At 67.6% G+C, this 11,933-nt stretch carries 12 protein-coding genes and 3 pseudogenes; 5 read left to right on the forward strand and 10 right to left on the reverse strand.

Features of this window, described 5'->3' with window-relative positions; all coding sequences use genetic code 11:
* Positions 1-97: 97 nt before the first annotated feature.
* The 4 genes from ACFWY6_RS23170 to ACFWY6_RS23185 all read right to left on the reverse strand — a co-directional run bounded on the left by ACFWY6_RS23170 (position 98) and on the right by ACFWY6_RS23185 (position 3,457).
* Positions 98-760, reverse strand: a complete 663-nt coding sequence (locus ACFWY6_RS23170) for an aspartate/glutamate racemase family protein (protein ID WP_384693441.1) — start codon at positions 758-760, stop codon at positions 98-100.
* Positions 754-1,101: a GNAT family N-acetyltransferase gene (locus ACFWY6_RS23175; RefSeq protein WP_384693443.1), complete on the reverse strand. Its 348-nt coding sequence runs from the start codon at positions 1,099-1,101 to the stop codon at positions 754-756. Before ACFWY6_RS23175 ends, ACFWY6_RS23170 begins: the two co-directional genes overlap by 7 nt.
* Before the next feature lie 25 nt (positions 1,102-1,126).
* Positions 1,127-1,546, reverse strand: coding sequence for an aspartate 1-decarboxylase (panD, locus tag ACFWY6_RS23180; RefSeq protein ID WP_135336439.1), 420 nt, complete (start codon positions 1,544-1,546; stop codon positions 1,127-1,129).
* 1,359 nt (positions 1,547-2,905) lie between these two features.
* Entirely contained in the window at positions 2,906-3,457 is a 552-nt protein-coding gene (locus tag ACFWY6_RS23185) for a kinase (protein WP_384693447.1), read from the reverse strand.
* A 187-nt stretch (positions 3,458-3,644) separates the two neighbouring features.
* Here ACFWY6_RS23185 and ACFWY6_RS23190 point away from each other — a divergent pair, with 187 nt between their 5' ends.
* A complete protein-coding gene (locus ACFWY6_RS23190; RefSeq protein WP_384693512.1) occupies positions 3,645-4,322 on the forward strand; it encodes a transposase in 678 nt (225 codons plus the stop codon).
* Positions 4,323-4,755: 433 nt separating this feature from the next.
* On the opposite strand, the gene ACFWY6_RS23195 is transcribed toward ACFWY6_RS23190, so the two are convergent.
* Positions 4,756-5,250, reverse strand: a complete 495-nt coding sequence (locus tag ACFWY6_RS23195) for a hypothetical protein (protein WP_384693450.1) — start codon at positions 5,248-5,250, stop codon at positions 4,756-4,758.
* Positions 5,251-5,522: 272 nt separating this feature from the next.
* On the opposite strand from ACFWY6_RS23195, the pseudogene ACFWY6_RS23200 reads away from it, so the two are divergent.
* Positions 5,523-6,089 (forward strand): annotated as a pseudogene (locus tag ACFWY6_RS23200) (IS5 family transposase); the annotation flags it as partial.
* Between the two features lie 29 nt (positions 6,090-6,118).
* Positions 6,119-6,413, forward strand: a pseudogene (locus ACFWY6_RS23205) (transposase); the annotation flags it as partial.
* Between the two features lie 111 nt (positions 6,414-6,524).
* Here the strand turns inward: ACFWY6_RS23205 and ACFWY6_RS23210 are convergent.
* A complete protein-coding gene (locus tag ACFWY6_RS23210) occupies positions 6,525-6,764 on the reverse strand; it encodes a hypothetical protein (protein WP_384693453.1) in 240 nt (79 codons plus the stop codon).
* Positions 6,765-6,786: 22 nt separating this feature from the next.
* Between ACFWY6_RS23210 and ACFWY6_RS23215 the strand changes: the two are divergent.
* A pseudogene (locus ACFWY6_RS23215) lies at positions 6,787-6,968 on the forward strand (short-chain dehydrogenase); the annotation flags it as partial.
* Positions 6,969-7,217: 249 nt separating this feature from the next.
* Here the strand turns inward: ACFWY6_RS23215 and ACFWY6_RS23220 are convergent.
* From ACFWY6_RS23220 to ACFWY6_RS23235, 4 genes are all read right to left on the reverse strand, one after another.
* Positions 7,218-8,051 carry an amino acid ABC transporter ATP-binding protein gene (locus ACFWY6_RS23220; protein ID WP_384693456.1) on the reverse strand — a complete coding sequence of 278 codons (834 nt, stop codon included), beginning with the start codon at positions 8,049-8,051 and terminating at the stop codon, positions 7,218-7,220.
* 5 nt (positions 8,052-8,056) lie between these two features.
* Complete coding sequence (locus ACFWY6_RS23225; protein WP_384693460.1) at positions 8,057-8,842, reverse strand: amino acid ABC transporter permease; 786 nt, start codon at positions 8,840-8,842, stop codon at positions 8,057-8,059.
* 41 nt (positions 8,843-8,883) lie between these two features.
* A complete protein-coding gene (locus ACFWY6_RS23230; protein WP_384693515.1) occupies positions 8,884-9,639 on the reverse strand; it encodes an ABC transporter substrate-binding protein in 756 nt (251 codons plus the stop codon).
* A gap of 384 nt (positions 9,640-10,023) precedes the next feature.
* Positions 10,024-10,956 (reverse strand): winged helix-turn-helix domain-containing protein, encoded by a 933-nt coding sequence (locus ACFWY6_RS23235; RefSeq protein WP_384693463.1) that lies wholly within the window; start codon positions 10,954-10,956, stop codon positions 10,024-10,026.
* Positions 10,957-11,207: 251 nt separating this feature from the next.
* Here ACFWY6_RS23235 and ACFWY6_RS23240 point away from each other — a divergent pair, with 251 nt between their 5' ends.
* The gene (locus tag ACFWY6_RS23240; RefSeq protein WP_384693466.1) at positions 11,208-11,669 is read left to right on the forward strand and encodes a hypothetical protein; all 462 of its coding nucleotides are present in this window, start codon (positions 11,208-11,210) and stop codon (positions 11,667-11,669) included.
* Positions 11,670-11,933: the final 264 nt, after the last annotated feature.

The raw sequence follows: 11,933 nt of genomic DNA on the forward strand, positions 1-11,933 counted from the left end.
GGGCGTGTTTGTTTGTGTGTTCTGCCTCCGCGGGGGCCCGCGTGGGGGGGGGGTGAGCGGGGGGGGGGCTTTCCAACACCCCCCCCGCCGTTTCACCCTACGACGCGGCACCCGCCCGGCACCGGAGAACGGCCGCACTCAGGCCGGTACGCGGACTGGCCAGAACCGGAACGGCGAGGGCGGCTCCGTCTGCCACGTCCGCGATGGACGCCTGGGCGAGCACGACGGCGTCGACACCGTCCAAGGCGTCGACGGCGGCGGCGACGAGCTCCAGACATCCGTCCCGGTCCCCGGCGGCGAACCGGTCCCAGGCGCCCGCCACCAGAACGGTGGTGACCTCGACGGGGCGCCCGGCCCGTGCCGCCTCCTCCTCGACGAGGGCGAGGGTCGGCTCCAGGGTGCTCTCCACCGTGGCGACGACCGCGACGGACCGCCCCGCGGCCACGGCGGCGGCCGCCATGGGCCGGTCGACCCGCAGCACCGGCACACCGAGCGCGGCGGCGGCCTCTTCGGCGACGCCGCCGAGGGTCGAGCAGGTGCAGAGCACGGCGTCCGCCCCGTCGGCGACGGCCTGCTCAAGGAGTTCCCCGACGTCCCCGGCCACCGCCTCCGGCCCTTCCACGCGGGCCCGCGCGAGCAGGTCCTCGTGGACGAGGTGCCGCAGCGCGAGCCCCGGGTGGTCCTCGTCCCGCAGCCCCTCGAAGACGGGCACGTGCACGGGAGAGGTGTGCAGCAGGGCGAGGGTCGCGGCGCTCACCATGCGGCCGGGTCCGACCGCACCTTGTCCAGGGCGACCTTGACCAGCTCGCCGGAGGGGACCGGCGCCTCGTCCGGGTGCCGCTCGGCCCACTTCACGACGTACGGACACAGGGGTGCGACGGCGATGCCCTCACCAGCGGCCATCACATACAGCTCCCTGGCCAGCGATCCCGCGATGCCCTCGCCCTCGTGCGCGGGCTCGACCTCGGTGTGCACGGGCACCAGGGCACGCTCGGGCTCCGCCAGCGTGAAGTACACGATCTGGCCGACGACTTCGCCGCCCGCGCGGGCCTCCAGGACGCCGCGCGCCCGGTCGTCACGGATCTCGATCGCACTGCCCATCGGCTCTCCTGGAGGTCTGGAGGTCTCACACCGCCTGCGGACTGCGCTCCATGTCGTCGGCGCCGGGAACCGGAGCGGCCGCGTCGTCACCGAGGGCCACGACGCGGTTGTCCGCGCCGTCCACATGCACGACCTTGGGCCGCAACGTGCGCGCTTCGGCGTCGTCGACCTGGGCGTAGCTGATGATGATCACCCTATCGCCGGGGTGCACGAGGTGCGCTGCCGCACCGTTGATCCCGATGACGCCGCTGCCGCGCTCACCTTCGATGGTGTACGTCTCCAGGCGGGCGCCGTTGGTGATGTCGACGATGTGCACGAGCTCGCCGGGCAGCAGGTCGGCGGCGTCGAGGAGGTCGGCGTCGATGGTGACGGATCCCACGTAGTGCAGGTCGGCCTGGGTCACCGTGGCGCGGTGGATCTTGGACTTGAACATGGTACGCAACATGGGGCACTCCGGAAAGTAGGCTCCCTGCCTGCGTTTTTGCAGGTCAAGGGCTGTCTCCGCAGCCTACAACGTGTCGCATGTTCGGGCAGCGTTCCCCAGGTTTTTTCAGGACTCATGCTGACCAATCGCCGACTTCCCTGATGCCCCGTCAGGGACGCCGGACGGAAGCTCGCCTGGTTTCGCCACACGTCACGACGTCGGAGCCAGGCCCTGTCACGTACACCCTCAATTCGGCTCGGCGCCTGGCCGTGCTGAGGTCGAGCCGATACTCATGGAGACCTCCGAAGTTGCAGTCCTGTGGCTGGAGCAGCAGAAGATCCATTAGCTCTCAGAGCACCATTGGTGAGCAACTGGCCACGGCGTGGACAAGCAGCGCGTCGAGCTGGTCCACGGCGCTGTGGATCCGTCGCGATCAGACGGACCGACCCCCTCGCAGAGAGGCGTGACAACGTTCACCGCCACGGTCAGGACCTCCCCCTTCGCAGCAAAGACCGGAAAGTGGTGGTCCGAGGAAACCTCGGGAAAGCAGGGCTCGAAGTATGTGACTGGGAACCTCTCTGCAGAGGAGAGGTTCAGGCAGAGGGGACCGGGCCGACCCGGGGCAACGACAGCACCGGCGGCTCCGGGCGCCGACCTCGCCCCGGTGCGCCTGCCCCGCCACCAGCGCCCTGACCGCCGTCCGGCTGAATCATGGTCACAGCGGTGCTAGACACCGAAGGGCCATTGGCAAGGGGCTGCGCATGCGCGGGGCGCGCCACCGCCGCCCCAGACCGCCAGCACCACTGTCGATCAAACTTCGATGGCGCAGGACAGTCATCTCCCGACACGTGATGGGAGCGCCCTGTCCCGTCTCGGCCGAGACGGGCTGCCACCCTGTCGCGTGATCGGATCCGGCTCCCGGCCACGGTGATCCGCAAGGTGCTCCACTCTCTCGTTTCGAAACGGCGGAGCCGGACCAGATCGGCTGAGACAGCATCCGGCATTCACCCGCCCGGGACCACTTCACCTGAGCCACCTCACCTACGACCAACTGGCCGACGCCCCGGCCGGGGCGCAGACGGCTTCGCTTCGCCGTCGCCTGCTGGAGCTTTCCCGCAGCGTCGCTGGGCATCCCTTCCGGAGGACGCCTGCTGGAACACCAGCCGCCCGGATGGCACTCAAGGAGATCGCCCGCACCCAGACAGAGGCGGGCTCGTGACGCGCGCCGCGTGGAAGCCCGCCGCTGAGCGGCGCAACGAGCTGTTGAGCAGACATCGTGCATGGATCGCCGAGTACGGCGAGGAGCCATCCGTGCGTGCACTCGCTCACGGCCCCGGATCTGGGGCCGTGGTGCTGCTGGGAACCGGCGTCTGAAGGCCCTCAGCGGTCGATGGCCGGCACCTTGTCCAGGCCCGTCTCGCCCATGATGCGCTTCACTGTGTCGTCCAGAGTGCTGCTGCCGTCGATGACGGTCTCGACGCCTCCGGGCAGCAGGTCTCGCTCGCGATACCAGTCACGCAGATGCTCGTCGGTGACCTGTGACAGGTATGCCGGGTCGGGCTTCGTCGCGTGACGAGCCAGCGTCTCTTGGAGCGTCACGTCCAGGTAGTAGCACCGAGAGATGCCGCGGTGGTCGCGCACCAGGTCTTCCAGCATCGCGGCGTACCGGTCGGCGTAAAGAATCCCCTCGACAACGGTGTGGAATCCGGCGTCCAGCGCGCAGCGAGCTGTCATGCCGATCAGGCCGATGTTGGCCGCGCCGGGCCGGTCGCGCTCGCGCAGAACGATGCGGCGCAAGTTGTCCTGGCCGACCAAGGCCAAGTTGCGGCCGAACTGCTCGCGTAGGCCATAGGCGATCGACGACTTCCCCGAGGCGGATATCCGCTGACCCCAGGGGCGAACGCCGGGGCACGGGTGTCCGAACGCCAGCACGAGGAATCGGCCAGCGGACCGCCCCCGCGCTGGGCCAGGGGCGGCCTCGTCGGTCGCCCGTTTCGCCTGGGCCGTGTTTTAGAAGTGCTGTCGGTGACTTGCCCCGTGCCGTGATGCTCTCGGTGTGGGGCGAGGCGATCTCTCAGATGAACAGTGGGCAGTGCTGGGGTCGTTGCTGCCTGTCGCGGTGTTGGGCAGGCCAGCGGTGTGTCGGAGGCAGCTGATCGATGGGATCCGTTGGAGGGTGTGGACCGGTGCGCCGTGGCGTGGTCTTCCGCCGGAGTACGGTCCGTGGCAGACCGTCCATGGGCTCTTTCGTCGCCGGCAACGCGATGGGACGCGGGAAGCGGTATTGACCGGGCTGCAGGCTCGCGCGGATGCGGCCGGGTTGATCACTTGGGACGTGAACGTCGACTCCACGATCTGCCGCGCCCGCCAGCACGCGGCCGGTGCACGGCGTGACGGGCGGGGCCAGAAGGAGCCGCCGGGCGGTATCCGCGCCGAACCCGATGACCATGGTCTTGGCAGGTCCCGCGGAGGCTGGACCACAAAGATCCACCTGGCCTGCGAGCAAGGGCAGAAGCCGTTGTCGCTGCTGGTCGCTGCTGGTCGCTGCTGGGCAGCGGGGAGACAGCCCGCAGTTCGTGGCGGTGCTGGAAGCCATCCGGGTACCTCGCCTGGGACCTGGCCGGCCCCGCGTTCGTCCGCTGCGGGTGCGGGGCGACAAGGCGTATTCGTCGCGGGCGAAGCGTGCGTACTTACGTCGGCGGGGCATCCGTTGCACGATTGCGGAACCCGTCGACCAGGCCGGTCACCGCAGACGTCGGGGTTCGGCTGGCGGGCGGCCTCCGGCTTTCGACCGTGAGGACTACACAACAGCCGCTTCATCAAGAACTCCCAGTCGTGCAGGAGCCAGGTCTCGGCGCTGAAGTGCTGGTCGGTGTCGATCAGCCGCCACACGCTGCCCAGGACACGCATCACGTCTCCACGCAGTTGGCTGACGCGTCGTCGATGAAGACGGTCCATGGGGTGCGTCCGACGCTGCGCCCCGCTCCGTTCGCGGCGCCAGTGCCACCGCCGCCACCAGGTCCGGCAGCCGCCAGTCCGCTACGCGGAAGTCCCCATGTGTAGGGGGCCGTAGCCAGGCCGGGAAGCTCGATGCTGGCATTCATCCGGCCATGATCGGTTAGTTCGGTAGGGTCTCCGACCGACAGCACGGCCCAGGACCTTCACGTCTGTGCCCCCCCGGACCCCACAACTCCGCCACCGACGCGGCGTTGACCCGCTACGAAGATCCCCTACGGGACGGCCCTCGGCATGGGGGTCGGGATGTCCAAGCAGCGCACCAGGTCTCTGTACGCCGCGGTTTCCTCGGTCAGGGCCGCCGTTTTGGCTGTGTCCCGCGCCGCGTCCGCCTGCAGGTAGGCGTCCCGGGCAGTGATCACGGATTGCAGTGCCGCGGGGTCCAGGGACTTTCGCCACTGGTCGGCGATCGGCTTGCTGTCACTGACGCGCTGGGCCACGTCGTAACCCATGGAGTACGAGCCGAGGTCGGCGCGCAGGAAATCGCTCGCGAACTTCTCCTTCGCTGCCTTCAGATCTGCTGCTGCCCGGGCGGTTGGCCTGTCGGTGAGTGCGGCCCGTTCGGCTCGCGCCGTCTGCTGGTGTGCTTCCACCCAGGTTCGGGCCGCTGCGTCACAGCCGCTCCCGACGGTGGCCTGCGCGGTGGTAGCGGGGATCGCCAGAGTGGTGAAGACGGCTGCGAGGAGCACGATGTGGCTGCGGACTTTCATAAGGTCCACTCTCCACGGCGTCAGCCGGCTGAATGCGGCCCGACACACCGCTTTCGTATCCGGGGGGTGGACGTCCCTCAGAGGACACGCAGATCGGCTCCTCTTGAGTGCGGTGTGATCGAAAGGCCGGTGGGGCGGGTGAATCTGTCGTGGCCGTGCATGAAGACAGGGCCTCTGGTGCAGTTCGGAGTTGCTGAGAAACCGATCTCGCTGCCAGGAGGCCCTGGTGTCACTGTTGTACGCGGTCGAGGCTGCTGGGTTCGACTTGTCCGGTGAGGCGTGCGATTGTCTCGCTCACTAGTTCGGGAACACGGCCGACCGGCCTGAGCGGCTACTGCCATCGCGTGATGTTGGACGCGGTGTTCTACGTGGTCGACAACGGCATCAAGTGGCGCAACAAGCCGGTCGACTTCCCTGCCTGGGACCGGGTCTACGCGTTCTGGCGGCGCTGGCGCAAGAACGGCCTGATCGCCGAATTCCACGACCGGCTGCGCGGGAAGGTGCGTGAGGCGGCGGGGCGCGATCCGGAGCCGACGGCTGCGGTGATCGACTCGCAGTCGGTGAAGGCCGACGCGGTGGTGGGGGCCGGCAGCCGCGGCTACGACGGGGCCAAGAAGATCAACGGCAGGCGCCGGCACCTGATCTGCGACACGATCGGTCTGCTCCTGGCCATGAGGGTGCTGCCCGCGGATGTCACCGACCGGCAGGCCGCCACCGACATACTGCCCGCGCTGCGGACACGGTTTCCCACGATGACGAAGCTGTGGGCCGACTCCGGCTACACCGGCGTTCTGGTCACCTGGGCCCTGGCCGTCCTCCAGCTCGCCGTCACCATCGTCAAACGCTGCGATGACCTGCGCGGATTTCGGTGCTCGACACCGCCCACGTCCGCGCTAAGAAGGGGGTGAACACACAGGTCCGAGCCCCGTGGACCGGGGCAAGCCGGGTTCCAAGATGCACGTTGTGTCGGACGCGAACGGACTGCGCCTGGTCGTCGGGATCTCTGCGGCAAACGTCCACGACAGCGAAGACTGAAGCCGATGGTGGCGGGACTCCAAACGCAACACGACCCGCATCCCGGCCGCTACTTCAAGCCCCAACGCCTCCACGCGCAGGCTTCTCACCTGGTGCGGTTTGCGCGAAATGAGCTGCAGGGAGGCCGTCGACCGGACCCATGCACGCAAGAGCGTTCCGGCCCAAAGCTGAGTGGATGCTGACTTACTTGATGGCCCATCAGGTAAGTCAGTCCTTGCGCGCCACACCGTCCATCAGCGTCATGTCCGCCGCGTAGTAGACCACGTCTTGCCGTCGACATTGCCGTACTTCGCCAGCAGCCTCGTCGCGCCCATTACCGGCTGGTAGGCGGTGTTGTTGCCCTTGAAGCCCAGCGTGCCCAGCAACGCCGGCAGCATTTGGCGGTAGTACGAGCTGCAGGAGGAGCACAGGGCCCGCTGTACCACCTCGTCCGGCTTGTCGACCGCAGCCGGCTCCGCCGTGAGCTGCTGTGTCGACACGTCGATCGAGCTGCAGTGCGCGTACAGGGCGGACCTCGCCCGCCTACAGGAGGTGGAGCGACCAGCCGCACGGGTCGCAGCGGCCCATCCATACCCGGACGTGCTGGTCAACAATGCCGGTACGCGGCCCCGGAACGGCACACCGTCACCGCCGACGGCAACGAGATCGCCTTCCAGGTCAACCTCCTCGCCCACTACCTCCTCCCACCCCCTCGAACCGTCGATCAGAGGCTTCGCTTCAGCAGGTCAACGCCACTGCAAGGCTCTGAGCAAATGCCGCTTCCCAAGCTGAGGGCGCCAACCTGGGTAGATCGTGGGCACGGCCAGATCCCATAGAGCTGTCGGAGCAATGCCAGACACCTCGGGCTCACTCTGCCTGAGGATTCACCCACGGCCCTGCCGGGCACCCCTCCCGCACGCCCGTACGCCGGGATATTCGGCCCCGAGGCGCACTCAGCGGTCCACTCGCTTCTCGTGCGGTCCTGTGTCCGGGACCTCGCCCATCTCCGCCGCCGCAGGATCGAGTACGCGCGCCAGGAACGTCCGGGTCCGCTCGTGCTGCGGGTCGCCCACCACACGTTCGGGCGTGCCCTCCTCGACGATCACTCCGTCGTCCATGAAGACCACCCGGTCGGCGACCTCGCGCGCGAAGCTCATCTCATGGGTGACTACCAGCATCGTCATCCCCTCCTGGGCGAGCGAGCGCATCACCGCGAGTACGTCCCCGACCAGTTCGGGGTCGAGCGCGGAGGTCGGCTCGTCGAAGAGCATCAACTCGGGGTCCATGGACAGCGCCCGAGCGATCGCGACCCGCTGCTGCTGGCCGCCGGAGAGCTGCGCCGGATAGGACTGCTCCTTGTCGACGAGGCCCACCCGCGCGAGGTTGGCCCGCGCGATGCGCTCCGCCTCCTCCTTGCCGCGCCGAAGCACACGGCGCTGCGCGATGGTCAGGTTCTCCAGCGCCGTGAGGTGCGGGAAGAGGTTGAAGGACTGGAAGACCATGCCGATCCGACGGCGTACGCGATCGATGTCCACATCGGGGTCGGTGACCTCCGTGCCGGCCACCGTCACCGTGCCCGACGTGGGCTCTTCCAGGAGATTGACGCAGCGCAGCAGGGTCGACTTGCCGGAGCCCGAAGGGCCGATGACACAGACCACGTCACCGCGCCCGACCGTGAGGTCGATGCCCTTGAGCACCTCCAGATCGCCGAACGACTTGCGCAGCTCGCGCACCTCGATCGCCTGGCCCGAAGGTGCGGGCGCGTCGGGTGCCTTGTCCGACTTCATGGTGCTCACCTGGCTTTCGCCGTACGGGCCTCGAGCCGCCGCACCAGATGGCCGAGCGGGAGGGTGATGACGAGATACAGCAGTCCGGCGATCAGGATCGGGGTCAGGCTCTTGTGCTCGTTCAGCGCGTCCCGGCCGAAGTTGGCCAGCTCGAACTGGCCGAGCGAAAGGCCGAGCAGATACACCAGTGAAGAGTCCTTGGTGAGCAGGATCAGCTCGTTGGTCAGCGGCGGCAGCACGATCCGGAACGCCTGCGGCATCACGATCGACACCATCGCACGCCCCGGTGACATGCCCAGCGAACGGGCCGCCTCCGTCTGCCCCTTGGGCACCGCCAGAATGCCCGCGCGGATCGTCTCGGCCATATAGGCGGCGCCCACCAGGCCCAGAGACAGCATCACCGTGATGTCCATGTCGAGCGCGACCTCGAAGGCCAGCGGCACACCGAAGCCGAGCGCGATGAACACCAGCAGGGACGGAACGCCGCGGAAGAACTCGATATAGGCGATCGCGATCCAGCGGTACGGGGGCACCGTGGACAGCCGCATCAGCGCAAGGACGATGCCGAGCCCCAGGCCGAAGCCGAAGCCGAGCAGTGTGTAGTAGGCGGTGTTGACCAGCGCGGTGGTGATCACCTCGGGGAACAGCGCCTTGGCGATCTCCACGTCGAAGAACGCCTGGCGCAGTGTCCCCCAGTCGGCCACCAGCGCGAACACGGCTATGGCGATGAACAGCACGGCGTACTGGACGCCGCGGAACAGCCGTGCCCGCCGCCGTCGGGACATGGACATACGTGCAGAACTCCTCTGGTCAGCCGTTTGAATGCTCGAGGTCAGCTCTGCGGAGTGGTGCCGAACCACTTCTTGTAGATCTTGTCGTAACTGCCGTCGGTCCGGGCCTCCTTGAGGACCTCGTTGACCTTCGTGCGCAGTGAGTCGTTGCCCGTGCGGAAGCCGATTCCGTACTTCTCACCGGTGTCGAACTCCGCGGTCACCTCGGTGTCCGGGTTGTCCTTGATGTATTCGAAGAGCACGCCGTTGTCGTTGATGCCCGCGTCGACTTTGCCGGCCTTGACCGCCGTGAGCAGCAAGCCGACGTCCTCGTACTCCACGAGCTCCATGTCGAGGCCCTTGCTCTCCTTCTTGGCGTAGATGCCGCCGGTGGTGGCCTTCTGGTAGCCGAGCTTCTTTCCCTTGAGATCCTCGAAGGTCTTGTAGGGCTTCCCCTTCTTGGTGATCAGCGCCTGGGTGGCGTTGAAGTAGGGGTCCGAGAAGTCCATGACCTTGTCGCGCTCATCGGTGATCGTCATGCCTGCGGCGGCCAGGTCGCACTTGCGGATGTTGAAGTCCTGGCCGGTTTCAATGCCCTCGAAGGGTGTGTTGACGATCTCCTGCTCGACCCCCAGTTCCTTGGCGACCAGGTCGACCAGATCCACGTCGAAGCCGACGATCTTGCCGTCCTTCTTCGACTGGAACGGCGGATAGGGCAGATGCGTGCAGGTCTTGATCTTGCCGGACGAGACGAGCTTGATCCCCGAGGCGCCCTTGTCGCCGTCGCTGTCGGACTTGGTGCTGGTGCAGCCCGTCATCAGCAGGCCGACGACTGCGGTCAGGGCTATGGCAGCCACCGGGGAACGAACGGACTTCGGGGGACGAGCGAACACAGGACCTCCAGGGCAGGCTCGAACCAGGGCGCGAGCGAGATCAACAACGCTGTGTGCTGCGCAAGCTGCGGTGCATCCTGCCACCGGCCAGGGCTCTTGTCCCGCCCTCGGGATTGCGTATGGGTAACACACCCGACCTCCACTGCATCAACTCCCCTATGTGAGCGGTCACTTGCTCTGCGTCAGCTTCCGAGTCGACGCCGAGGGGCGGCCGAGGCGCCGAAGGGTTACGTCCCCGCAGCGCCCGGCACGACGAGCCCCGACTCGTGCGCGACATGGGCCTTCACCGCGATCAGCGGCGGGTAACCGTCAGAGCGAGGAGCGTCGAGTACTGCAATGGGCTTCTTCCAGGAGTCCTGCCGCATGCGCGGTCCGCTGGTACAACACGTAGCGCCCGTTTCTGGCCTTGGTGACGAGGCGTGCGCGGTGCAGGGCGCTGAGGTGGTAGGAGACGGTGCCCGGGGTATATCCGGTTCGGGCGGCGAGTTCCGCGGTGGACCGGGCGGTTTCGAGGTCCGCAAGCAAGGCCGCTCGGGCGTTGCCGACCACTTGCGCGATCTTTCCGGACCTGCGATCCCGGTCGGCTCCGATCCGCTGGGCGGGGTAGTAGAAGACGAATTGCCCGGGGGTGTCGACCTGGATGACGACGGCGGGCCGGCTGAGCACGCTGGGGGTGAGGACCAACTCCCGGCCGGCGACATCGATTTCGGCATCCCACGGCTTGGCGAGGGTGATCGCGTCGCCTGCCCAGGCCATGTCGGAGTGGAGTGCTCCGAGCGTCCGGCCGACGCCGTGGGTGGCGATGGCTGTCGCGCGGTGGGCGATGTCCCGATGGATGATCGAGCGCAGTTCGGGCCAGCCCTCGGCCAAGGTATCGCGCCAGAACCGGGCGAGACCGTTGGCCAGATGGCGCTGCATCTGCCCCGACTCCGCGATCCTGCGGGTGGTGGCCAGCAGCGGCCTGTTCCAGTGGGTCCGGGTGTGGGTGAAGACCTGGGTTTCGAGGTCGTCCTGCGCTACGGCCTCGATCTGCGCGATCTGCTCGTCGATCAGGTCGCGGCGCTGTGCGTCCGTTCCTGGCTGAGGGGTGAGCAGGTCAGGTCTGTAGGTGTCGCCGTTTCGCGGCAACAGGTCTACGAGCAGGGCAACGTCGGGATGGGCAAGTGATGCTCGGGCGAGTGGTCCAGGATCCCCGAAGACCGGGTGCCGTCCCGACGCGGCGGTGAGTTTCAGCCAGGCCATGCATTCCGAAGCAGGGGAAGGCGCCAACCGAGTCCTGGACACTGTGTTGGCGTCTACACGCAGGGTGAGCACCGCCCGACGCTAGCAGTCGTCGCGATGGATTTGAACTGGCTCGAATGCTTTCCGGCGTGAGGTCCCCGCGTGGTGGAGTCGTGTTGCCGAACAACGGCAGCAACGTTCACTGCCGGATCTGAGGCGGTCGCCTCCGCACGACGGTGAGGTTGCGCATCCGGCACTCGAGGAACCTGGGAGTGGTCGTCATGGTGAGGTTGAAGAACGCATCGAAGGTGAAGAGCCGCACGAGGAAGGTCGGCGTGGCCGTGACCGCAGCCGCGTCGGTTGCCGGGATGGCCTTCGCGGCGACACCCGCGACCGCCGTCGGCGCCGCTGCCGCCACCGTCTCGATTGAGTATGGGGCGAGCTACTACAAAGGCACGGCCAGCTGGTCCAACCGGTCGGTCGGCATCGACGCATCGTTCAAGGCCAGCAATTGTCGGCGGGTCTACGCGCGGGCGTTCGCCGGCAGCACCTCACTGGACTTCAAGAGCAGCAGCACTTGGTGCAATCGATCCGGGCCGGCGGACTTCACCCTTGCCGCGAACGTCGTCGGTGGGTCCGACAACATCTGGGTCTATATGACCGACGAAAACCAGAACTACCTCAAGGGACAGACCTGTTACCGCGCCGGCTACTGCATCGACGGCCTGCACTAGTACTGCAGCGGTCTCTGTGGTGATTGTTCGTCAGCTGAGGGTCATGTGGCGGTGCCAGCCGGGACAGCGGCGGATCTGGTGGTCGTCCAAGACGTTGCCGGTGTCCTGGGTGGGCCGTCCGGGGAGGGCGGGGCTGACACATCCGGCAGGCCACAGCCATGCGTTGAGAGCCGGCGGGGGGAAAAAGGCCCCCGCACCGCGCCCCCCCTTTGGGGGCCCGGGGGGCCCCCCCCCGGGTGGCCGCCCAGCGGGGGGGTGCCACGG

It is taken from the genome of Streptomyces sp. NPDC059037, assembly GCF_042740015.1.
Taxonomy (GTDB): Bacteria; Actinomycetota; Actinomycetes; order Streptomycetales; family Streptomycetaceae; genus Streptomyces.

What these genes read in the sequence shown, in the direction of transcription:
- ACFWY6_RS23220 (WP_384693456.1), bottom strand. Translation starts at nt 8,051, where the DNA reads ATGAAGTCGGACAAGGCACCCGACGCGCCCGCACCTTCGGGCCAGGCG.
- ACFWY6_RS23170 (WP_384693441.1), bottom strand. Translation starts at nt 760, where the DNA reads ATGGTGAGCGCCGCGACCCTCGCCCTGCTGCACACCTCTCCCGTGCAC.
- panD (WP_135336439.1), bottom strand. Translation starts at nt 1,546, where the DNA reads ATGTTGCGTACCATGTTCAAGTCCAAGATCCACCGCGCCACGGTGACC.
- ACFWY6_RS23230 (WP_384693515.1), bottom strand. Translation starts at nt 9,639, where the DNA reads ATGACGGGCTGCACCAGCACCAAGTCCGACAGCGACGGCGACAAGGGC.
- ACFWY6_RS23195 (WP_384693450.1), bottom strand. Translation starts at nt 5,250, where the DNA reads ATGAAAGTCCGCAGCCACATCGTGCTCCTCGCAGCCGTCTTCACCACT.
- ACFWY6_RS23235 (WP_384693463.1), bottom strand. Translation starts at nt 10,956, where the DNA reads ATGGCCTGGCTGAAACTCACCGCCGCGTCGGGACGGCACCCGGTCTTC.
- ACFWY6_RS23175 (WP_384693443.1), bottom strand. Translation starts at nt 1,101, where the DNA reads ATGGGCAGTGCGATCGAGATCCGTGACGACCGGGCGCGCGGCGTCCTG.
- ACFWY6_RS23225 (WP_384693460.1), bottom strand. Translation starts at nt 8,842, where the DNA reads ATGTCCATGTCCCGACGGCGGCGGGCACGGCTGTTCCGCGGCGTCCAG.